Raw genomic sequence first — 1,412 nt, 5'->3', positions numbered from 1 at the left:
GGTTGTCCCGGGGTAAGGGTGTAGCCCGAGTGGTAGGCAAATCCGCCACTCACGCAGGGTGAGACCTGATGCCGAGCCGATTGTGGTGAAGTGGATGATCCTATGCTGTCGAGAAAAGCCTCTAGCGAGTTTCATGGCGGCCCGTACCCTAAACCGACTCAGGTGGTCAGGTAGAGAATACCGAGGCGTTCGGGTGAACTATGGTTAAGGAACTCGGCAAAATGCCCCCGTAACTTCGGGAGAAGGGGGGCCAGCTCTGGTGAGAGGACTTGCTCCTCGAGCTGGGGGTGGCCGCAGAGACCAGCGAGAAGCGACTGTTTACTAAAAACACAGGTCCGTGCGAAGCCGTAAGGCGATGTATACGGACTGACGCCTGCCCGGTGCTGGAACGTTAAGGGGACCGGTTAGCTCCATTTCGGTGGGGCGAAGCTGAGAACTTAAGCGCCAGTAAACGGCGGTGGTAACTATAACCATCCTAAGGTAGCGAAATTCCTTGTCGGGTAAGTTCCGACCTGCACGAATGGCGTAACGACTTCTCGACTGTCTCAACCATAGGCCCGGTGAAATTGCACTACGAGTAAAGATGCTCGTTTCGCGCAGCAGGACGGAAAGACCCCGGGACCTTTACTACAGTTTGATATTGGTGTTCGGTTCGGCTTGTGTAGGATAGCTGGGAGACTGTGAAGCATGGACGCCAGTTCGTGTGGAGTCGTCGTTGAAATACCAGTCTGGTCGTGCTGGATGTCTAACCTGGGTCCGTGATCCGGATCAGGGACAGTGTCTGATGGGTAGTTTAACTGGGGCGGTTGCCTCCTAAAGGGTAACGGAGGCGCCCAAAGGTTCCCTCAGCCTGGTTGGCAATCAGGTGTTGAGTGTAAGTGCACAAGGGAGCTTGACTGTGAGACCGACGGGTCGAGCAGGGACGAAAGTCGGGACTAGTGATCCGGCGGTGGCTTGTGGAAGCGCCGTCGCTCAACGGATAAAAGGTACCCCGGGGATAACAGGCTGATCTTCCCCAAGAGTCCATATCGACGGGATGGTTTGGCACCTCGATGTCGGCTCGTCGCATCCTGGGGCTGGAGTCGGTCCCAAGGGTTGGGCTGTTCGCCCATTAAAGCGGTACGCGAGCTGGGTTTAGAACGTCGTGAGACAGTTCGGTCCCTATCCGCTGTGCGCGTAGGAGTCTTGAGAAGGGCTGTCCCTAGTACGAGAGGACCGGGACGGACGAACCTCTGGTGTGCCAGTTGTTCTGCCAAGGGCATGGCTGGTTGGCTACGTTCGGGAGGGATAACCGCTGAAAGCATCTAAGCGGGAAGCCTGCTTCGAGATGAGGACTCCCACCCACTTGATGGGGTAAGGCTCCCAGTAGACGACTGGGTTGATAGGCCGGATCTGGAAGCCAGGTAACTGGT

General features: G+C 56.7%; 1 rRNA gene. It reads left to right on the top strand.

The features are described from left to right. Positions 1-1,412: ribosomal RNA gene (locus IE217_RS34325) — 23S ribosomal RNA — on the top strand; the annotation flags it as partial.

It is taken from the genome of Streptomyces naganishii JCM 4654, from assembly GCF_014650575.1.
Taxonomy (GTDB): Bacteria; Actinomycetota; Actinomycetes; order Streptomycetales; family Streptomycetaceae; genus Streptomyces; species Streptomyces naganishii.
Note: the sequence above shows the minus strand (reverse complement) of the source record. Positions and strands in the feature narration are given on the sequence as shown.